23 protein-coding genes are annotated in these 20245 nt (G+C 52.3%); 1 reads left to right on the forward strand and 22 read right to left on the reverse strand.

Translation table 11 applies throughout. The features are described from left to right. Positions 1-46 precede the first annotated feature (46 nt). The 13 genes from dinG to ACQ76X_RS01545 all read right to left on the reverse strand — a co-directional run bounded on the left by dinG (position 47) and on the right by ACQ76X_RS01545 (position 12620). The gene (gene dinG, locus ACQ76X_RS01485; RefSeq protein WP_438491075.1) at positions 47-2908 is read right to left on the reverse strand and encodes an ATP-dependent DNA helicase DinG; all 2862 of its coding nucleotides are present in this window, start codon (positions 2906-2908) and stop codon (positions 47-49) included. A 117-nt stretch (positions 2909-3025) separates the two neighbouring features. Beyond that, positions 3026-3667: a hypothetical protein gene (locus ACQ76X_RS01490; protein ID WP_438491076.1), complete on the reverse strand. Its 642-nt coding sequence runs from the start codon at positions 3665-3667 to the stop codon at positions 3026-3028. A 113-nt stretch (positions 3668-3780) separates the two neighbouring features. Further along, positions 3781-4164 carry an aspartate 1-decarboxylase gene (panD, locus tag ACQ76X_RS01495; protein ID WP_038594422.1) on the reverse strand — a complete coding sequence of 128 codons (384 nt, stop codon included), beginning with the start codon at positions 4162-4164 and terminating at the stop codon, positions 3781-3783. Further along, positions 4157-5047 (reverse strand): pantoate--beta-alanine ligase, encoded by an 891-nt coding sequence (gene panC, locus ACQ76X_RS01500; protein ID WP_438491077.1) that lies wholly within the window; start codon positions 5045-5047, stop codon positions 4157-4159. Before panC ends, panD begins: the two co-directional genes overlap by 8 nt. A gap of 1 nt (position 5048) precedes the next feature. Further along, on the reverse strand, positions 5049-5915 hold the full coding sequence (gene panB, locus ACQ76X_RS01505; protein WP_438491078.1) for a 3-methyl-2-oxobutanoate hydroxymethyltransferase: 867 nt from the start codon (positions 5913-5915) through the stop codon (positions 5049-5051). A gap of 322 nt (positions 5916-6237) precedes the next feature. Further along, on the reverse strand, positions 6238-7041 hold the full coding sequence (locus ACQ76X_RS01510; RefSeq protein WP_438491079.1) for a biotin--[acetyl-CoA-carboxylase] ligase: 804 nt from the start codon (positions 7039-7041) through the stop codon (positions 6238-6240). After that, positions 7028-8542 carry a CCA tRNA nucleotidyltransferase gene (locus ACQ76X_RS01515; RefSeq protein WP_438491080.1) on the reverse strand — a complete coding sequence of 505 codons (1515 nt, stop codon included), beginning with the start codon at positions 8540-8542 and terminating at the stop codon, positions 7028-7030. The genes ACQ76X_RS01510 and ACQ76X_RS01515 overlap by 14 nt, the downstream gene beginning before the upstream one ends. After that, positions 8478-9635, reverse strand: a complete 1158-nt coding sequence (gene bshA, locus ACQ76X_RS01520; RefSeq protein WP_438491081.1) for an N-acetyl-alpha-D-glucosaminyl L-malate synthase BshA — start codon at positions 9633-9635, stop codon at positions 8478-8480. The genes ACQ76X_RS01515 and bshA overlap by 65 nt, the downstream gene beginning before the upstream one ends. 92 nt (positions 9636-9727) lie before the next feature. Continuing rightward, entirely contained in the window at positions 9728-10432 is a 705-nt protein-coding gene (bshB1, locus tag ACQ76X_RS01525; protein ID WP_438491082.1) for a bacillithiol biosynthesis deacetylase BshB1, read from the reverse strand. After that, positions 10432-10854, reverse strand: coding sequence for a methylglyoxal synthase (gene mgsA / locus ACQ76X_RS01530; protein ID WP_038594440.1), 423 nt, complete (start codon positions 10852-10854; stop codon positions 10432-10434). Before mgsA ends, bshB1 begins: the two co-directional genes overlap by 1 nt. 17 nt (positions 10855-10871) lie before the next feature. Continuing rightward, positions 10872-11675: a 4-hydroxy-tetrahydrodipicolinate reductase gene (dapB, locus tag ACQ76X_RS01535; protein WP_438491083.1), complete on the reverse strand. Its 804-nt coding sequence runs from the start codon at positions 11673-11675 to the stop codon at positions 10872-10874. Between the two features lie 34 nt (positions 11676-11709). Then, positions 11710-12231, reverse strand: a complete 522-nt coding sequence (locus ACQ76X_RS01540; RefSeq protein WP_340897447.1) for a tetratricopeptide repeat protein — start codon at positions 12229-12231, stop codon at positions 11710-11712. A 59-nt stretch (positions 12232-12290) separates the two neighbouring features. Then, positions 12291-12620 carry a nucleotide pyrophosphohydrolase gene (locus ACQ76X_RS01545; protein WP_038594447.1) on the reverse strand — a complete coding sequence of 110 codons (330 nt, stop codon included), beginning with the start codon at positions 12618-12620 and terminating at the stop codon, positions 12291-12293. 159 nt (positions 12621-12779) lie between these two features. Here ACQ76X_RS01545 and ACQ76X_RS01550 point away from each other — a divergent pair, with 159 nt between their 5' ends. Further along, entirely contained in the window at positions 12780-13649 is an 870-nt protein-coding gene (locus tag ACQ76X_RS01550; protein ID WP_438491084.1) for a YitT family protein, read from the forward strand. Between the two features lie 181 nt (positions 13650-13830). Here ACQ76X_RS01550 and ACQ76X_RS01555 read toward each other — a convergent pair whose 3' ends face one another. The 9 genes from ACQ76X_RS01555 to ACQ76X_RS01595 form a co-directional block, all read right to left on the reverse strand. Then, positions 13831-14730 (reverse strand): sporulation protein YpjB, encoded by a 900-nt coding sequence (locus tag ACQ76X_RS01555; protein ID WP_438491085.1) that lies wholly within the window; start codon positions 14728-14730, stop codon positions 13831-13833. Positions 14731-14786: 56 nt separating this feature from the next. Beyond that, on the reverse strand, positions 14787-15425 hold the full coding sequence (locus ACQ76X_RS01560) for a DUF1405 domain-containing protein (protein ID WP_438491086.1): 639 nt from the start codon (positions 15423-15425) through the stop codon (positions 14787-14789). 95 nt (positions 15426-15520) lie between these two features. Continuing rightward, complete coding sequence (locus tag ACQ76X_RS01565; protein ID WP_438491087.1) at positions 15521-16402, reverse strand: c-type cytochrome; 882 nt, start codon at positions 16400-16402, stop codon at positions 15521-15523. 28 nt (positions 16403-16430) lie between these two features. Then, positions 16431-17102 (reverse strand): menaquinol-cytochrome c reductase cytochrome b subunit, encoded by a 672-nt coding sequence (gene qcrB / locus ACQ76X_RS01570; protein WP_038594453.1) that lies wholly within the window; start codon positions 17100-17102, stop codon positions 16431-16433. A 5-nt stretch (positions 17103-17107) separates the two neighbouring features. Continuing rightward, positions 17108-17662, reverse strand: coding sequence for a ubiquinol-cytochrome c reductase iron-sulfur subunit (locus ACQ76X_RS01575; RefSeq protein ID WP_076109842.1), 555 nt, complete (start codon positions 17660-17662; stop codon positions 17108-17110). Between the two features lie 221 nt (positions 17663-17883). Beyond that, entirely contained in the window at positions 17884-18309 is a 426-nt protein-coding gene (locus ACQ76X_RS01580) for a DUF2487 family protein (RefSeq protein WP_438491088.1), read from the reverse strand. 130 nt (positions 18310-18439) lie between these two features. Beyond that, positions 18440-18619 carry an IDEAL domain-containing protein gene (locus tag ACQ76X_RS01585; protein WP_038594463.1) on the reverse strand — a complete coding sequence of 60 codons (180 nt, stop codon included), beginning with the start codon at positions 18617-18619 and terminating at the stop codon, positions 18440-18442. An 18-nt stretch (positions 18620-18637) separates the two neighbouring features. Next, positions 18638-19144 carry a gamma carbonic anhydrase family protein gene (locus ACQ76X_RS01590; protein WP_038594465.1) on the reverse strand — a complete coding sequence of 169 codons (507 nt, stop codon included), beginning with the start codon at positions 19142-19144 and terminating at the stop codon, positions 18638-18640. A gap of 11 nt (positions 19145-19155) precedes the next feature. Next, positions 19156-20244, reverse strand: coding sequence for a hypothetical protein (locus ACQ76X_RS01595; protein ID WP_340897440.1), 1089 nt, complete (start codon positions 20242-20244; stop codon positions 19156-19158). Position 20245: the final 1 nt, after the last annotated feature.

Below are 20245 nucleotides of genomic sequence, written 5' to 3' on the forward strand. Positions count from 1 at the left end.
AGCCTATGGTACAAAGAGATGGGGAAAATTTATAAACAATGACAGATTAGGAAACGCCGCCCTCTTCAAGCCATTCCGCAATCCGCGGAACCATCTGATCGGTAAGCATGTGCTCCATCTTCGGACCAGGGAGTGAATACAGGAAGTACTTCCCGTAATAAGCTTCGATGACCCTGGTATCATATACAATAACAATTCCCCGGTCCTGCGCTGTGCGAACCAATCGTCCAAAACCCTGTTTGAAGCGGATCACTGCTTGTGGAACAGACATTTTCATAAAAGGATTCTTCTTCTGGGCCTGCAGAAGCTCCGCTTTTGCCTCGGCCAGCGGATGATTCGGCGGCTGAAACGGCAGCCTTACAATCGCAAGACAGGTCAGCGCCTCGCCAGGGATGTCGACTCCTTCCCAGAAACTGCTTGTTCCAAGCAATACCGATGCAGAGCTGTCCTGAAAACGCCGGATCAGCTTGCTGCGGCTGCCTCCTTCCACACCCTGGCCCAGAACCGTAATGTCCTGGGAAGCCAAGGCCTCTTTCAGCGGATCATAAACCTGGCGCAGCATTTTGTAGGAGGTGAACAGCACCAGCATCCGCCCCTTGGTCGCCGCCGCCGCTTCAGCCAGCGAATGCACCAGCTTGTCTACAAAACGCGCATCGCCTACGCTGCCCTTAACACTGGGGAAATCGCGCGGGATGACAAGCAGCGCCTGTTCACGGTACTTGAACGGTGAAGGCAGCAGCGCTGTCATGAGACGCCCTTGCTCTGAGGCTTCAGAAAGACCAAGGTTGTCAATCATGAACTGAAAGGACTTGTCGACCGATAACGTGGCCGAGGTCAACACTATGCTCTTCTTCTTGTCGAAGAACAGATCCTTGAGCTGGCTGCTTACATCGACAGGCACAGCGTAGAGCTGAAGCGACTTGCCCCGGTAGTTGCCGCTCCCTTCCATCCAGTACACGATATTATCGTCACTGAGACCCATAAAGAAGCGGATTTGTTCCCGGATGGATGCCAAATCCTTGAACAAGCCTCCGATATCGGTCACCAGGCTGTCCGAAGACGACTGACTCTCCGTATCGCGCATCTCACTGAGCATTTTGTCACCTCTGCGGATGATGTCGCTCAAGGCTAAGTGGAGCGTATTCTCCAGCGCCGCCAGCTCTTCCCAATCTTTGGGCTTGCTGCCGGGAAGCAGGCGTGTGACCAGCTGGCCGGCTTCACCTGCCGCTGCATCGCTTCGTTCGGGCAATAGACCGAACAGCTTGTCGCTCAGTGTATCCCAAGTTTCCTTTACGGTAAGCAGGTCGGGATAGATTTTATCGATTACGCCGCTCCACTCCGAAGCCTGCTCACTGCCCGAGGACTGCAGAGTCTGGCGCAGTGCCGGCAGCTGGCCGCTGCGGCTGTCTTTATACAGCCTTGTAAGCGTATGAGCTACAGTGAAATACTTCATTTGCATGCCCAGATGCTTGCCGGCTACATCCTCCAAATGATGGGCCTCGTCAATGACAAGATGCTCATAAGCCGGAAGCAGCTGGTGCCCGGCCTTGACGTCTGCGAACAGCTTGGAGTGATTGGTAATGACCACATCGGCAATCCCTGCTTCATGTTTGGCCCGGTGGTAGTAGCATTTGCGGAACCACGGACAGGAACGGCCCAGACATGAATCGGTATCACTGGCTACTGTCTCCCAGAAATCCCCGCCGCGACCGCTCAAATTCAGCTCCTCATCGTCACCCGATTCCGTCTGGGTAAGCCATACGATCATCTGCGCTGCCGTAAGCGCTTCTTCCCGGGGACTTACGAAGTCCTTTTTATTTATTTTATGTTCAAACTTGCGCAGACACAAATAGTGCCCTCTCCCCTTGAATATCGCAGCCTTAAACGGGAAAGGCACAACACTGGTCAGAAGCGGGATATCGCGTTCGCGCAGCTGATCCTGAAGATTGATGGTATGGGTGCTGACCATAACCTTCTGCCCGGTACGTACGCTCTGATAAATAGCCGGCAGCAGATAACCGAGCGATTTGCCGGTGCCGGTGCCTGCCTCGATCAGCAGGTGCTTGTCCTCCCGAAGGGCTGTATTCACTTCGCCAATCATGATCTCCTGGGCTTCCCGGCTTTCATATTGTGGAAGCGTATCCTTAAGCCGTTTGGTTACCTCGGCCATATAATCCTCAAAGGATACATTCTCCACAGGATTGCCAACACCTTCTTCTCTTGGAGGCGCCAGCTCAGTCCAGTCGCCTACAGCCATTGCGAGCTGACGGTAAAAATTCAGCTCTCCTTCCGGCTGGAAGGTTTCCATCTCGCGCTCCCGCAGCAGGCCGTCAAAATACCAGGCCAAGTCACTGTCTTCATCGGCAAACAGCTCGTTAAGCCGCTGAATGGTCAGCAGAGGCAAACTATACAGCTCTTCCAGACATTTAAGCAACACAATCGCTGTAGCTTCTGCGTCACTGTCCGCCTGGTGCGGACGGTCATGTGTGATGCCAAAATGGTTACTTACTGCACCTAGCTGATAGGTCGTTAGTGACGGAAAGCATATTTTAAGGAAATCAATCGTATCCAGAATCCGTCCCTGAAATGGCAAATAGCCGCAGCGGTCTAAAGCATTCTGCAAAAAATGGAAATCAAAAGCAACATTATGTCCAACAAGCACTACATCGTCAAGCAGCGGGACGAGCTCCATCATCATCTCATCCAGCTCTGGCGCATCCTTCACATCTTCATCGGTGATGCCGGTCAAGCCCGTAATAAAAGGAGGAATCGGTGTTCCGGGCTTGACGTAAGAACCATACACCCGGGAGATGGACCGGTCTTCTTCTATAATGGCAAGGCCAACCTGGATGATCTCACCCACAGATTGGGTTCCCGTAGTTTCAAAATCAAGCACGGCAAATTTCATTATAAGTTCTATTCCCTTTCACTTGAGACTCTTTATCAGCATAACAGAAGTTACGAAAAAAGGCGATGCACACCGCTTGGTTGAAGTGGATGCATCGCTTAAATGAGTGGGCTATGATTACAAAAGCGAAACAAGCTGATTTCCGAATTGCAGCTTTCCTCCCCGCCTGCGGCAGACCTCCAGATTGACATTCGGTTCCGGGAGTGCCGGGTCATGAAACAAAGAAAGGCTGAACAGCTCCCTTGCCTCATTGAAGCGTTCCTGGGAAGCTCTGATGCACCCCAGCGCATTGTAGATCATCGCCTTCAGCTTGTTCTCGCGAATCAGCGCAAGCATATGATCCAGATGCCCCCATGCGGTCTCCCCGTCGCCCTCCTGCAGATAGGCCATAGCCAAATACAGGCGGGCCGCCAGACTGTCGGGGTGCTGCGCAATAACTTCCTTAAATTGATCAATACACTTCCGGTACATCAACAGCTTATAGTAGCCCTGCCCTCTGACAAAAGAATCCATGGCGAGCTCTGGCGCTTCCTGCTGCGGTATCTCTTCGTCCGGTTGTGGCGGAAATTCCGCGTGTTCCCGGAAATGACTCAGCTTCTCGGCAAAGGCGAGCCACTCGTCCATAACCTCATCGCTAAGCCGGTGAAGCATGTTGTACTTGCATAAAAGATCATCCCGGCGGGCACCCTCCGAAGTAGGGTAATCCGTGGCGATCTCCTGAAGCATCTTATTCATCTCAGCAAATAATTGTTGAAACATGGGACATCCCCCCCTTACTGAAAATGAAATCAGCCTAAGCTTGCCTGCCTTCATTTTTCGCAAGTGGGGGGCTCTTCATCCCTGCCATTGATTACATGGCTTAGGTCCGGTGATTAAGCAATCGTAGCATGAATCTCATGATCGGCCAGTTTCACCGGCTTGTTCTCGCCATCCACAAAAACTACAGTTGGTTTATGCCCTGCCAGTTCTTCGGCCGAAAGCATCGCGTAGGAGATGATGATGACAGTATCCCCCGGCTGAACAAGACGGGCCGCTGCTCCGTTCAAACAAATTACGCCGCTGCCGCGCGGTCCCGGAATGACGTAGGTTTCCAGCCGGGAGCCGTTATTGTTGTCGACAATCTGTACCTTTTCGTTCTCAAGCAAATCCGCTGCTTCCATCAGGTTCTCGTCGATGGTAATACTGCCCACATAATTCAAATTGGCTTCGGTAACCGTTGCCCGGTGTATTTTGGATTTCATCATATGTCTAAACAAGGGTCGCAACCTCCTTGGGATTAAATACATTATTGTCAATCAGACGGGTTCTGCCAAACTTCACGGCAAGTGCAATAATGATTTCACCGTCAGCATCACTCAGCAATGAAGCATCATCCAGCGTTTCCAGGCCCGGGAAGGTCAATATTTCCGCATAATCAATGAGGGCAAGCGGAGAAGCTGAAATGACTGACACCAGCAGTTTCCGGGCATCTTCAACCGTACGGACCTTACCTTCTTCCATGGCTTGGCGAACTTCACGCAGCGAACGGGACAATACCAGAGCCTGGCTGCGTTCCTCTGCACTTAAATACACATTGCGTGAGCTAAGCGCGAGTCCGTCGCCTTCACGGATGATCGGGCAGGCCACGATTTCAACATTCATATTCAGGTCAGCTACCATCCGGCGCAGAACCGCCACTTGCTGGGCATCCTTGAGTCCGAAAAAGGCGTAATCGGGCTGTACCATATTGAACAGCTTGCTTACGACTGTGGTGACTCCATCAAAATGCCCCGGGCGGGATGCTCCGCACAGCTGTGTGGTCAGCGAAGAGACCGATACCTGGGTGCGGATCGGCTGCGGGTACATCTCTTCCACACCGGGAATAAATACGATGTCGGCTCCTTCACGCTCCGCAAGCTCCAAATCACGCTGCTCGTCACGCGGATAAGAGGAAAAGTCCTCATTTGGCCCAAATTGCAGCGGATTAACAAAAATGCTCATCACTACCGTACTGCTCATTTCCCCAGCCCGGCGCAGCAGGCTTGCATGTCCCTCATGCAGGTATCCCATGGTCGGCACAAAGCCGATGGGAGTATGCCCGCCCTGACGCATATATTCAAGCGCTTCACGCAGCTGTTCAATCGTTCTAACGACTCTCATCTTATTTCGCTCCTTTTCCGGCAGCGCCGTATAAAGATTCCAATACAGTTTCATCCGCATTAAATACATGATTCTCCGCCGGGAAGGAACGGTTCTTCACTTCCTGTACGTAGCTGCCGATTCCCTCACGGATCAGGCTGCCCACATCAGCGTAGGTCTTAACGAAGCGCTTCTCCCGGTAAGGTGAAGCATATTGCAGCAGATCGTGGAAGACCAAAACTTGTCCGTCACAGTACCGGCCTGCGCCGATCCCGATGGTTGGAATGCTGACCGCTTTGGAAATCGCCTCCGCTACTTCTTCCGTGACCAGCTCCAGCACTATGCCGAAAGCCCCGGCCGCTTCAAGTCCCTTGGCTTCATCAATCAGCCGCTGCGCATCCTTAGGATCCTTGCCTTGAATCCGGTATCCACCGATCATGTTTACGGACTGCGGGGTAAGACCGATGTGGCCGAGCACCGGCACACCGGCAGCAACCACAGCAGACACAGCCTCGCAAATTTCCAGCCCGCCTTCCATTTTAACGGCTTGTGCCCGGCCTTCCTGCATCAGTCTGCGCACACCGCGCAGCGTCTCGTCAATGCTGCCGTGATACGTCATAAACGGCATATCCGCCACAATGAACGTATTCTGCGCACCGCGCGCCACGGAACGTGTGTGATAGACCATATCGTCAATCGTTACCGGAAGGGTTGTATCATAACCCAGTACAACATTCCCGAGCGAATCACCGACCAGAATCAGATCGATCCCCGCTTCTTCGGCCAGTAGGGCCGAAGGATAATCATAAGCGGTCAGCATGCTCAGCGGCACACCGTCCGTTTTCATTTTTTTCATTTTCACAATATTCAGTGCATGTTTGTCTGCCATTTGCTCCCATTCCCCTTTTCGTAGTTAAAATACGCGTAAACGCGCAAACAAAAAAACCTTTTAGCATGGTCCGCTAAAAAGGTCCGAAGGGCAAAAAAGAGTCACTCGCGATCGTCCCTTCTGTCTCGGTCCTTACGGCTCAGAGCAGAATCCAACGTAACCGTGGAAATACAGTTATGAAGGTGAATCCGAAAAGCAAATTGCTGTTGTACAGCTTGCTTGAATGAGTACAGCTCGACCCTGCGATACCGTCTCTGAGCATATTATAACAAAATCCGCAGTTAATTACACCAAAAAAATGTGACAAGGCATGGAACCCTTGTCACTGGATCATTTCTATTTCGCCTGACAATATGCAGGTAATATTCCCGGCAGCATCCCTTAGCAGCAGCCCGCCGCCGTCATCCAAGCCGACCGCAGTGCCTTCGCTGCGTCCCTCGGGTGTATTAAAGTACACCTGGCGCCCCAATGTGACCGACATGGATTCCCAAAGCTCACGAACAGGCTTAAAGCCCCGTTCTATGTAAAGGGTGTACAAAAACTCCAGCTCGGCCAGCACCGCTTCCGTGAGTTGCTGGCGGTCAACGGGAATGCCTCCCCCTTCGATCAGCAGCGAAGTGCCGACTCCTTGCAGATCTTCCGGATAGTCGTCCTCCGTCAAGTTCACCGCAATGCCGATTCCGGCGATGCAATAATGAAGCCCGCCTTCCCGGAGCGATGATTCCAGCAGGATTCCGCAAATTTTGCGTCCGCCAGCCAACAGGTCATTCGGCCATTTGATGCCGGCCTGCACGCCGCTGATCTCGCGAATGGCGCGGCAGACGGCTACGCCAGCCAGCAGCGTCAGCTGCGGCGTCAGTGACAGCGGAAGATTGGGGCGCAGCACCACACTCATCCAAATGCCTTTGCCGCGCGGCGAATGCCACTTTCTGCCCATCCGCCCGCGCCCGCCGGTCTGTTCCTCGGCGATAATAGCCGTTCCTTCCGGAGCGCCATTTTCGGCGAGCCTCTTGGCTTCCTCCTGCGTAGACACCACTGTTTCCAGTCGCTGTATACTTCGGTTCCAGCCCGAAACAAAAGTATCTCTGTTCAGCCCGGAAAACCCCGGCGTTTCATCGCTTTTCATCGTTATCCATCCTTTTTGCTTCCTGAAGCAATGATTGTTTATCGTTGGCAATATCTCCAGCCGCTACAGCCTGCAGCAGCGCATGCAGCAGCTCTCCCAGCCACGGGCCGGGACGTTTCTGCAAAGCTTCGGCCAGCTCATTGCCTGTCACCGCAAGTTCTGCCAACGTCTGCAGCGGCATTGATGCGCTCCAGGACCGCAGGAGACCCGTGGAGAGCGCCGGCGCTCCAGATGGCTGCGCGGCGGCGTTATCCGTCTTAGGCTCCGATTGATCAACCTGCCCAACCAAGCGGTTGCCTAACCCTGGCATGGGTACATCCAGCTGCACAGCTGCTCCGGGCCCGGATTCGGCCAGGCCAGCACGCTGCTGATAGGAGGCGGCCTCCGGCACCGCCTCCAGCAGCGTCAGCCACCCTTCGGCGGCTGACGTGCCCAAGGCCAGCACGGCGGCGATCCAGCGCCGCCGAAGCGCCTCGGTGCCGCCCGGAGATTCCGGCGGCACCTCTGCCAGCGCTGCGGTCCAGGCTTCGCGGACGCGCAGCACCGAGGTGACGGCGCTGCGCGTCGCCCCCGGGAACGTCCATGCCCGCATCAGGTCGTCGGCCTCAGCGGCCGGCGTCTTCAGGGCATGAAGCAGGAGCGCCCACCGCAGGAGGGCGCCGGGCAGTTCCCCGATCCCGGCTAGCAGGGCGGAGGCTGCCGCCATGTCACTGCCGGTCCAGGGGAACGGGGCTTTGCCGCGCGGCAGCAGGCCGCTGCGCGCGAGAAGGCCGAGGCCGCGCGCGGGATGCGGCCCCTCTATCATGCGCTCCAGCTCCGCGCGGAGACGCTCCACGGCAATATGCGCCAGCTTGTCACGCTGGCACAGCAGCCCCCGCCACGTATTCTTGGCGATGGCGAAGTCCAGCACAGACGCGAACCGCACGCAGCGCAGCATGCGCAGCGCGTCCTCGTCAAAACGTTCCTCCGCCGTGCCCACACAGCGGATCAGGCGATGCTCCAGATCAGAAGCTCCGCCAAAAGGATCGACCAGCTGCCCATCCAGGCCGCAGCAGATGGCATTGATCGTAAAATCGCGCCGCCGCAGGTCCTCCTGCACATCGCTTACAAAAAAGACGTGCTCCGGGCGGCGGTGATCGGCATAGCCGCTCTCCGTCCGGTACGTCGTTACTTCAAAGCTATACCCATCCTGCAATACAGTAACCGTGCCGTGTGCAAGCCCGGTCGGGACACAACGTGTGAACATGGCCATTACTTCTTCCGGCAGTGCCGAAGTCGTAAGATCCATATCATGCACCGGTCTGCCAAGCAGCTCATCACGGATGCAGCCGCCGACAAAATAAGCCTCACGGCCGTCTGCAAGCAGGGTGGCAATCACTTTGCATGCCGCCTCTGCCATGCCGGATGGTGCCATTTTCCATTCCATGAAGCACCCCTTACCCCCGGACTTTATCCAGTCCGAGCACCTTGCGCCCAAGCACACGGTAATAAATATCCTCATATTGATTCGTAATCATGTCTCTGCTGAAATCGTTGCAGGACCGCTCAAGACAAGCTCTTCTGAATTGCTCTATCATGTCCTCATTCGAGAGCAGCTGAACGGCATATTTAGCCATAGCGGCCGTATCGCCAATCGGAGCCAGGAACCCGGTTTTACCATGCTGAATTAATTCGGGAATACCGCCGGCCTGCGAGCCGATTGTCGGCACACCGCAAGCCATCGCTTCCAGGGCTACAAGACCAAAGCTTTCCTTCTCGGAAGGCAGCAGCAGGAGGTCGGCCAAGGAAATGACCTGGGCAATATCATCCTGCTTACCGAGAAAGCGAACCTTGTCTTCCAGACCCATCTCATTGATCTTCGCCTGAATCTTCGGCAGATCAGGCCCTTCACCTACCAGCAGCAGCTTGGCAGGTAACTCATGGCTCACCTTCGCAAAGATGTCAACCACATCACCGACACGTTTAACTGGACGGAAATTGCTGATATGCATCAGGATTTTCTCATCCGGTGAAGCAAAATCCCCCCGCAGATCGGACACGTCACGCGGATAATACACACGTTTATCGACAAAGTTATACGTCAGGTCAATATCGCGGGTAATATCCAGCACACGCCGTGTCTCATTGATCAGATCCAGCGACACCGCCGTCACTGCGTCACTCTCATTGATGGCAAGACGGATCAAATCCTTAAGCGATTCATCTTGGCCAAGCACGGTAATATCGGTACCATGCAGTGTCGTTACCACTTTGATGTCATTGCCTAACATCTGCTTGGCAAGGAAAGCGCAGACTGCATGCGGTACCGCATAATGGACATGTAATAAATCCAGCCCCTGCATCTTGGCGACCTGAGCCATCTTAGTAGCCAGCGCCAGATCGTAGGGGGGATAACGGAAGACATAATAATCGTTAACCTCTACCTCGTGGTAAAATATGTTTTTCTGAAACGTACCAAGCCGGAACGGGATACTGTGTGTAATAAAATGGACTTCATGGCCTTTCTCGGCCAACAGCTTGCCCAGTTCAGTCGCCACTACACCCGAGCCGCCAAGAGACGGATAACAAGTGATGCCTATTTTTAGCCGGTCCATAGCTCCGCCCCTTCGATAAACTTATGTTAGTACTTTTAGTAATGACATGAGTTAATTATAGTTGTTCATCGGGCTAAAATAAAGCTTTGTGTTTAACGGCCTCCGGTGGTGAACAATTCAACGGCATGCGGCACTTTACTGGCGAAGCCCTCCGCATAAGGAATAAGCCTCCGCTGTCCAAGCAGCATATCCCGCGAACGGACGCGTTCGATATAGCCTTCATTAAGCGGTGTCGAGACTACATCCTCACCCGGTGCTTTCTCGAATTGCGAACGGTAGCAGGAAAGCGCCTGCTCTTTAATGCTGTATTGGGCAGTCACATCCACGATAAGATCACACCGTCCGAGATCGTTAATGAAGTAAAAATAAAGCAGCGGTGCCGCTACCGCAGGCTTGTCCGGCATATATTTGCGCAGCTTGGCATTAAACACAGCCTCTTCCACCAGCTTGCTGCAAGCAATATGGTCAGGATGGCGGTCTTCCCAATAAGGTGCAAATACGATGTCCGGTGCGAATTTGCGAATTTCCGAGGTCACCGCTGAGAGATGCTCCTCTGTCAAATAGAGTCCCCGGTCAGGGAGCCCCAGATTCGTGCGGAGTGAGGCACCGAGCAGATCAGCGGCCTGCTCAGCTTCCAGCTTGCGCCGTTCCACGGTTCCGTTCGAGGACATTTCCGCTGCGGTCAAATCGCATAAGCCCACTTTCAGGCCGGCAGCAGTATGTTTGGCGATGGTTCCAGCCATGCCGATCTCGGCATCATCGGCATGAGCGCCGAATACTAGGATATCCAGCTTCATTATTCGTCCACACCCGGCTTGTACTTATGTACCAGCTCCCGCCAGCCGAAATCGCCCCGGTCAATCGCCTTGACCAGAATTTCCGCAGTAGCAATATTTGTCGCTACCGGAATGCCATACACGTCACATAAACGCAGAAGGGCAGTAATGTCAGGCTCATGAGGTTGTGCCATCAAAGGATCACGCAGGAAAATAATCAGATCCAGCTCATCCTGCGCCACCAGCGAACCGATCTGCTGGTCTCCGCCCAGCGGACCAGACATGTAGCGGTGGATATGAAGGTTGGTTGCGTCCATAATCCGCTGGCCGGTCGTTCCTGTAGAGTACATCTCAAGTCCAGTAAATACATGCTCATAAGCGGTTACAAAATTCACCATCTCATCTTTTTTCCGGTCATGTGCGATAAATGCAATCTTCAACATGTGTTCTTCTCTCCTGTCTATTCTATAAAGTGCTCAAAACCATAGATCATTCCTGTGTACTCCATCACTTTCTGGATACCCAGCTTGACTCCAGGCATATATCCAGCCCGCTCGTAGGAATCATGGCGTATTTTAAGGGATTGCCCAAAACCGCCGAAGACTACTTCCTCCTGGGCAAACACACCGGGGAGGCGGACGCTATGAATGCGGAAGCCGTTGTAGTAGCCGCCGCGCGAGCCCTCAATAATTTCTTCTTCTTGAGGATTGCCTTGACGCAGCTCCTCACGCGCTTCAGAAATCAATTCCGCTGTCTTGATTGCCGTACCCGATGGAGCATCCAGCTTCTGATCTCCATGATACTCGATAATTTCGAGATGCGGGAAATACTTGGCAGCTTGGGCGGCAAACTTCATAAGCAGGATGGCCCCGATGGAGAAGTTAGGTGCGATCAGCCCGCCGATTCCCTGTTCCTGGCATTGCTTGTCCAGTTCCTTAATTTGTTCGGGAGTAAATCCGGTAGTACCAATCACCGGACGTACCCCATATTTGATTGCGAGTGTCGTATTAGCAAAGGCTGATTGAGGAGTCGTAAAATCAACTAACACATCCCCGTTGCTATGTGCAAGGGCGGCCTCAAAGTCCGATGTAACATTAACTCCGCATTCTTCCAGTCCCGCGAGACGACCGGCATCGATACTGCCTGCCGATCGATCTACAGCCGCAGCCAATTCCAGTTCATCATCCTGCAGCACCAGCTTTATTACCTCTTTGCCCATTCTGCCTCCTGCTCCGGAGACAATTACTCTGATCTTGTCGCTCACCCTTATTTCCTCCTCGCTTTCACTGGTTCCATGTTTATTGGATATATTTTTGCAATGATTTCTGAAGGTCCTTCATGAGCTGCCGCAGACCGGAATCATCCGGATGCAGGGAAATGACCTCTTTCATCGCGGCGATGGCCTGCAAGTGCTCGTTCATCCGGCTGTGCGCAATGGCGAGCCATACATATGCATCCCCGTATAGTGGATCCAGCGTAATCGCTTCTTTCAGCAGCGTGATCGGATGATACGGATTATTCGTCCCTGCTGTTTCATCTTCAAGCAGCCTTTTGGCCTCCTGGACAAGCTGTAGCGCCTGCAGATGCTGAAGATGCAGCCGGTATTCCGGCTTGCCGTTATCAAGCTTGAGCGCTGCCAGTGCATGCTCCAGTGCCTTCTCCAGCATCCCGCTGCGGGCATAGGTAATGGAACAGCGGTATCTCACCTCGGCATCATCCGGACTGGCCGCTATAGCTGCCTCAAAGAAGTGTATCGCTTCGGCGAAATCGCTGCGCAGAATAGAGCGGTAGGCCGCTTTTACAAAATCGTTATGATTCATATTCTCACCATCCTAACGGCTAAATCCCGTTCGTTTGGTACAGCATATGTTATAGAAGCCTAATCGGTGTTTTTCAGTGTCCATCGCCCGGCATCGCGGGTATTGAACTTATGCATGACTTTATTGTGGGCTTCGGTCAGATCGATGCCCAGCGAATTGGCGAAGCAGATCGTAATGAACAGAATATCGCCCAGCTCCAATTCAATGGAATTTTCCGCTTCGTCGGATTTTTTCGGCTTCTCACCGAACTGATGGTTTACTTCACGGGCCAATTCACCCACTTCCTCGGACATTCGGGCCAGCATAGACAGCGGGCTGAAGTAACCTTCTTTAAATTGTGAGATGTACGCGTCGACTTCACGCTGCAAATCACCAAGACTTTTATCCATAATTTGTTTCTTCGCCCCCCTGAGAGTTCTTGCCTTCTGTTTGCCCCTATGTTATCGTAAAGACGTTTTGAAGACAAATCTTTTTTAAATTTACAGCTTCACCCCATGAAAGCAATGTTAGTACAAACTGCCCATTAAGAGGCTTAGGCGAGGGATTATATGAAATCATCCAAATTGTTCGCGATCGGCAAAACAGCAGCTCCCATTATGCTCGGTGCCGCAATCTATGCATTTGGGCTCCTCTATTTTATAGTGCCCAACCAGCTAATGGAAGGCGGGGTAACCGGGATTACCATCCTGCTGAATTACGCCTTTGACCTTCCCATATTCCTGACTACATTACTGCTTAACCTTCCGCTGTTCCTGCTCGGCTGGAAAGTGCTCGGCTCAAACCAGATTTTTTATACAGGTATAGGAATCGGTTTGTTGACCTTTTTCCTCTGGGTATTTGAACGGCTGATTGCTGGCGGCTGGCTTGTCCCGTTCAGCACCGAGCATGATTTCATTCTTGCTTCATTATATGCAGGGGTGACGCTTGGCGCGGGACTTGGGATCGTATTCCGTTACGGCGGGACCACAGGCGGGGTCGATATCGTAGCCAGAATTCTTGCCCGCAGGTTCGGCTGGAGCATGGGACAGATTATTCTGGCTGTTGACATTCTCATCATTGGCGCCTCCCTGCTCTACATTCCCCGGGAAAAAATATTGTATACCCTGGTGGCCGTCTTTATTTCTTCGCGGGTCATTGATTTTATTCAGGAGGGTGCGTATGCCGCTAAAGCTTTCACCATTATCAGCGATGACGCCCCGCAAATTGCCGATCTTATCACAGCAGAGATGGACAGGGGCGTAACGCTTATCCCTGCTATCGGCGCTTACTCCAAGCAGGCGAAGCACATGGTGTACTGTGTCGTCTCCCGCCAGGAGATCCGCCGTCTCAGCCAGCTGGTGAAATCTATCGACCCCACGGCGTTTGTGATCATCAGCGATGTACATGATGTGCAGGGGGAAGGCTTCCGGCAAACCTAAATCCATGAATCAGTGTGATTCACATTAATAGAGGGTAGACAAAAAAAGGCTTTCCCTGCCATCATCACACGATGGAGGGGGGAGCCTTTTATTTTAGTTACATCTAATAATCAGCAGAAAATGGATCGTGGCAGAACTATTAACCATACGGGATCTGCCGCCGCCTGCCTCATGGCCGGATCTATACCGGCTTCCACTCCTCATTCTCACCGCGGTACTTCCGGTATCCGGTATAGGCCAGCGCTGCCAGAATGAACGCCCCGGCAAGCAGCCCCCACCCTCCATACTCCGGCGGAGACAGCGGCAGAGATAAAGCCGGCTCATCCCTCTCTTTGCCAAACATCACCCGCACTGCGTCCTGTCCGTAAGAAACGATCTCCAGCAGGCGTGTGCGTTCGATCGGCTGAGAGGAGGATGGAATACCCGCCGCGTAAGATAACCAGGAATCAAAGGCGTTCACCACCTCCGGCTGGCGGGAGATGACCACTGCAGGACGGATATTGTCATATCTGCTTTGCAGTCTTGTTACTGCCGTTTTCCAATCCTTAAGATTATTGGCAGCAGCACTTTGCTCCATATCGTTCAGATCCTCGCGGATCAGCTTGTAGTACTGCAGCCACATCGGTTGCTTTGGATGATTCAGACTGTTGGCAGCGAGCCTGAGCTTGGCAGCGGCAGCTTCCCACTTCTGGGGATTGATTTGTGCAGCCGCCATTGTAGCCTTTAGATCCATAACCACTGTCGACAGTGCATTTATTCCCTCCACCGAGGTCAGGCCTTCAAAGGATGAGGATACAAAAATCCGTGAAATCTCCTCGCTCTCCTGCCTTGCCTTGGTGACATTCCCTTCCAGAACATAGCTGTACAAAGCCTCTGCCGCCTGCTCCAGCCGCTGTGCTCCAGTCCTGCCGGTAAGCGCCGGAGATTCTCCGCTTACGGAGCTCCTGGTACTAAGCGAATTTTCAAGGCCGGAACCTGCAGCGGCAGCGCTAGAATCTGCCATAACCTTTCCAATATTCCCTCCGGCAAGCAGCCAGCACAATACTAACCCTGTTAGCACATAATATCCCCTGCGCGGCATGAGACATCCCTCCTACCCTAAATGTATGGCAGGAGGACAAGAGATAGAACAGCCTGTCAGCGCCTGTTGCTGAAGCTCTCCAGCGGTCTGGTTCTTCTGCTGAAAATCCAGGCCGCGGCGGTGCTGAGCAAGGTTAATCCAATAGTGAAGTACTGCACACCCATTACATCATCCTCCAGCACAGAAGGCAGCCACGGATAAATCCCAACCGAATAATCCACCATGTCGTTAGTAAGCGTCCAGAGCAGCGCCAATGGCAGCATTCTGCGGAAAGCGAAGAAGCGGGCATAGATCAGCGCTTCAACCGCCATCCCGGTATGCGATGCGACCAGCATCCAGTCCTTCCAGCCCACAGCGTCCCCCTGATATCCCCCGGCAAAAATAATGCTTACCGCCCAGATACCGTACTTCACAGAGGTGAGAACCGCCAGTGCTTCGATCAGTTCACGCAGCAGAGTCCCTTTCAGACTCTTCGGCGGATACAACAGGAGCAATAAAGCGGCAGTAAAGAACAGGCTCGCCGTCGGACTATCAGGAACGAACGGAAGCAGCCAGGCAGGATAATTGGCTGCTGTATATTCCAATTGATTGCCGTACCACATGTAACCGTAAACCGTACCGAAGAAATTCACAATAAAGAGCAGCCATATGACTCCCCGGTGTTTAAACAACTTCTCGAACCAATGAACCGGCATATCGACACATTACCTCCTAGATCATGGCAGCCTCTGCATTTACACAACCAAAAAACCTGACCGCATGCACGATCAGGTTTGCGCTTATCATTATTTTACTGTTCGCTTTTTTGTTTGGCAAGCCAGCCGGCAAGAGTGTCAATATCCTGCTCTGTCAGACCCGCCGCCACCGCCGTTTCATACATCGGAGGCATTTGCCCCTGTCCCTCTTTAATGATCGTGAGAATCGCATCTTTGTCATGGGTATCGCCAACACCACGAAGCGCAGGCACACTACCTCCGCCTTTCATATCGACAGCATGACAAGAGACACAGGTAGCTTGCTTATAGAGCGCCATCGCCGGATCACTCTTGTCCACGATGGCTACTTCCTCCGTTTTAACAACACTTGTGGTCGGCAAACCTTTGGCTCTGTTCTCTGCCGCCTTTTCCTCACGCTGCACATCCTCAGGAATTTGATCCGTTAACGCCATTTCATGCTTATATTCCGTCCAGGCTGTATTCGTCAAATAAATAATGGCTGCGAGGGAGAGGAACATTAAAGAGGAAGCGATCGGCCGGCGGTAGAACCGCCGTTCCCGGCCCGTATCCAGAAAGGGAGCCAGCAAGAGCGCTCCAAAGGCTACGCCTGTAACGCCGAGTGTGCCAAGCACAATATAGTCACCGGAGGCATAAGGCAGCTTCAAATATTGATACAGGAACAGGAAATACCAGTCCGGTATCGGAATTACCGTTGCACTGGCATTCGCAGGGAAGCCTAGCGGCGCCGGCTCTGAAATGGTCAACACCAGGATGCCCACTAGCACAACAACACCGACCATCCATTCTTTCAATAGAAAGTTGGGAATAAACGCTTCCGATTTGCCCGGATATGCCGTATAGTCCGGCGGTGTAATGAAACCGTTACCCTTGCGGACACGGGAATCACCGACAAATACGACCTTTTCTTTGGTGTTGTCCTTGTCTTTGTGTGCCATCTGCAGTTCCCCCTTTCTGTCAATTGACTTACAGCGGACCGGAGATACCCTGTCTGCGGATCATAATAAAGTGTCCGACGAGCAGAATAAGCAGGACCGCCGGGAGGAAAAATACATGTAGTGCAAAAAAGCGGGTTAAAGTTTCTGCGCCGACAATAGTGCCGCCCTGCATCAGTTCCTTCAGCACAGGCCCCATAACGGGTACAGAATTAGCAATTTCCAGCGTAACCTTGGTTGCAAAATAAGCTTTGTTGTCCCAAGGCAGCAAATATCCGGTCAGACCAAGCCCTAGCATCACGAAAAAGATAAGCATACCGACGATCCAGTTCATTTCGCGCGGTGCCTTGTAGGAACCGGTGAAAAATACGCGCATTGTATGAAGGAACATCATCACGATCACGAGACTTGCGCCCCAGTGATGCATACCGCGGACGATCTGCCCGAAGGCCACCTTAGTCTGCAAATATTCCACACTGGCATAGGCATTTATAATATCTGGAACATAATACATTGTCAGGAACATGCCCGATAAGATCTGAATGACTGTAATAAAGAAAGTAAGTCCGCCAAAGCAATAGACAAATGCCGAAAAGTGATGTGCCGGATTGACATGCTCAGGTACCTCATGATCGGCGACATCTCTCCAAATCGGCGTAATATCCAGACGTTCATCAATCCAGTTGTAGACATTTTTAAACATCAGATTTACGCCTCCTTCTTAGCTTCGGTGTTGGGGACGATATCGCCAAGATAGACCCAGCCTCCATCAATCTTGGTCTTGTACTGGTCAAGCGGCTTCGGGGCGACCTCTAGATTCTTGCCTACTTTGGTATACCTCGCTCCATGACATGGGCAATGGTATTCATCCGGATAGGACTTGTTATTGTTCCATCTGACCGTACATCCCAGATGCTTGCAGATCGGTGAAAGCGCATAAATTTCTCCGCTCTCATTTTTACGGATCCAGGCCGTCAGCGTAGCTGTACTGGCATACCATCCGTCCTGCTGTTTCAGCTCAAACGTAAACTCCTGCGGTTCATCGGTAATTTTAGAGGTTTCCGCAATTTTGATGAATTCACCCTCGCCTTTTTTATGTAATATCGGGTCTACGGCAAAACGGATCATCGGCAGGACTGCCCCGGCCCCCATAAAAGCGGTAGCTCCGCCAAGGGTATAGGTTAGAAACTGTCTGCGTGACATCTCTTTTAGGCTGGGCGGTCCTTGCGGATGCGGCTCCTGCTCTTCTTCATGGCTGCTCATACTGTGTGTAACCCCCTATTCAGAAATTGGAGAAGGCACCTGCAGTGTTATCCAGAGGTTTTTCCTGTAAATAATCCGTTTACAATGATATAAGTCACACGACATATAAGTTCAACCTAATCATAGCGTAGGGTCCAAAACCCGTCAAGAATATTGTCTAAATTGTGACAGGCATATTGGGGTGCTTTTCTATAAATTGTTGATTTTTTGTCACATTTAACTCATTTATCTCCTTGCCACATCTGCTCGATTTCTCTCCCTATCTGACTCTTAAAAGACATTATCCGGGACGCGACAAATCCAGTCAGGGAAAGGACTAAATCGCTTTCAACAATTTCGTTGGACAACAGCTCCAAATCGGATGAAGCCACAATGATGTATTGGAAGTGACTGGATTTGACTTTTCGGCAAATCTCATTTAGGTATTGAATATTGTCACCTGAGCTGTACTGAATTGCCGGGTAGGTTACAATGCGCCCTTGAAAGGGTTGTTCAATACAGTCCAGCAAATCACGCAGCCGTTCAAGTGCCTCTGCCGCCTCCGGCGGACTCTCCGTACCCATCAGGCCGGTAAACGGAATCAGGCAGGTATCGAAGTATTTGCAGTTTGCCTCCCAGCTGCTTTTGTCAAAATCACTAAATTTCATTACTGTTCATTCCCCTCACCTGAATTGTTCAAACATTTTTTTGACAAACATTTCTCCTTGCTTTCTCGAAGATACCGTTAAATCCCTCTTTTACAGGACAACAAAAAAAGAAATGCGCCAAGCGCATCTCTTATGCCAAACTTTTCAGTTCTTCAGTCAGATACCGGAAAGCCGCTTTATCTCCGGCCGCCAGCGCTGTGTCAATCTCCCGGTACAAGATGTCGGTACGACGCTTTCGCAGCGCTTCATCCCACACCATTTCTGCCGCAAGCCCTAGCATCACTTCATAGGTAGCCTTCATTTTGTCCATTCGATACACCTCCGCTGTTTAGAAGTTTCCATATTCCTTCGCCTTGTTCACATAACTCTCGCTGGTGCGTGACATTCTCAGTAAGTCCTGCTCGGTCAATTCACGGACCACTTTGGCGGGGGTACCCAAGGAAAGGGTGTACGGCGGGATCACTTTGTTTTCGGTTACAAGAGATCCGGCTCCTATTAAAGCATATTCACCAATCTCTGCTCCGTTCAACACAATCGCACCCATTCCGATTAATGTGCCTCTGCCTATCCTGCAACCATGAATGATTGCGGAGTGCCCTACCGATATGTCATCCCCCAATATCAGCGGCAGATTCTCCGCCACATGGCCTACAACCCCATCCTGAATGTTGCAGCTTTTTCCAATAATGACTGGAGCAAGATCGCCCCGAAGCACCGCATTGAACCAAATACTTGAATGCTGTCCTACACTCACATTCCCTACCAGCTTAGCCCCTTCTGCCACGTAAACAGATTCATCGAGCTGCGGTATGTAATTCCCATAAGCAATCCGCATTTTCCTCCCCCTTACTTCGGCAGTCGCTTCGGAGTGGCAGCTTCCGTCCCCCATGGCGTCATTTGGACTACCGGGCCTTCAGGTGTCTCCCCAAGCCGGATCATCCCAAGATGCAGCATCATCCGCAAAATACGCTGTTCCAGGATCGATGCGGCATCATCATAGTAAAACGGTTTGATCAGCCAGCCCAACCCCTCCACCAAGGAAGAAACGCTCACCCACTCTTCTGCACTTACGCTAATCCAGTATACGAGCGATGGAAGATTAGGAACAGCACCTTTATAGAGTTTTAACCAAAAGGTGAATAACTGCATCAGTCTTTCTGATTTTCCTTCCGCAAGCAGCGTCTCACCTGCCGAGGTCAGCTTCAAACGGTAACCTTCTTCCGAAATATAGCGGCGGTGCCTCGCATAATCATACAGAAGCGCCATTCTTGGCGGATAATGCTCGCATGCTCTGCCGTAACCGAATCTCCAGCCCCCCTTGCCCAGCAGCGGCTCAGGAACTTGGATCGCGTTCATTACGCCCTGCTGATAACGTTTATAGAGGGCACCCTCCTGGTTCAGCTCCAGCTCATTGTCCATCACATAACGCAGGAACAGCAGCAGATCGCCCGCCAGCAGATCACCTTCCCCGCGGTATACCGCTGGTTCGCTGCTCCGGACCACATGTTCCTTGATATGCTGTCCCATCCTCTCGCGGAAACGGTTCTTCAGATCCTCCGGCACCTGAAAGAGGTATCTGCTCTGCTGTGAGGCGCCGCTGAAGAGCCATCCGCCGCTTTTGAACCGGCTGACCATCTCACGGTAACCGCCGGTTTTGCCGGCAGGTGCATCAAAGCAGGCCTGCCTCGCGGCAGCCAGCAAATCTTCAAGACTGAATTTGCTGCGTTCGTCGAACAACAGCGTGTTGAGAAACCGCAGTTCCTCCGGGGTGCAATCCCGGATATGTGTCTCCATGAAATCGCGGCTTCCCAGCGTGATCAGTATACTCTGAATCAAATCATGTTTAGAATTTCGTTTGCAATCGCACTGGTAGCGCCCCGCAATGGCGGTAAGCTGACCAATGTCTGCGTAAGTGAGCATATCCGCCAGATTCATC

The organism is Paenibacillus sp. IHBB 3054, from assembly GCF_051594305.1.
Taxonomy (GTDB): Bacteria; Bacillota; Bacilli; order Paenibacillales; family Paenibacillaceae; genus Paenibacillus_AQ.